The sequence below is a fragment of the Mesorhizobium sp. M1E.F.Ca.ET.063.01.1.1 genome, from assembly GCF_003998155.1.
Classification (GTDB): Bacteria; Pseudomonadota; Alphaproteobacteria; order Rhizobiales; family Rhizobiaceae; genus Mesorhizobium.
On sequence record NZ_RZSC01001681.1, the window covers coordinates 1 to 417 of the forward strand.

1 protein-coding gene is annotated in these 417 nt (G+C 63.8%); it reads left to right on the top strand.

Annotation, left to right across the window (positions count from 1 at the left end; all coding sequences use genetic code 11):
- Positions 1 to 73: 73 nt before the first annotated feature.
- Positions 74 to 417 (top strand): polysaccharide deacetylase family protein (locus EOA29_RS40400; protein ID WP_245468886.1); only part of this gene is annotated, 344 nt, incomplete at its 3' end.

The following is a 417-nucleotide window of genomic DNA, read 5'->3' on the forward strand; positions in this document are numbered from 1 at the left end:
CGGTTTTCACGCGATTGCGTCCGAGCAGCTGGAATGGTCCATCGCCAACCGTCAGCCTTTCGTTGGCCGCCCGGTGCTCATCACCTTCGATGACGGTTTTCAGAACTTTGCCGACCATGCCTGGCCGATCTTGCGTGCGAGCGACCTGACCGCGGAAGTGTTCCTGGTGACGGACCTGGTTGGCAAGAGTGCAGAGTGGGACGCCCACAACGGTCCGCCGGCGCAGCTTATGGATGCCGGGACGGTGCGACGCCTCGCCGGCGAAGGTGCGTTCTTCGGCAGCCATATGGCGACGCATCGTGCAATCGATGGCCTGTCGACCGCTGACCTGGCCGCCGAGCTCTTGCGCTCGCGTATGTTCATCGAACGGTGGACCGGTCGGCCAACCACGGCGTTCGCGGCACCCTTCTCAGTCAC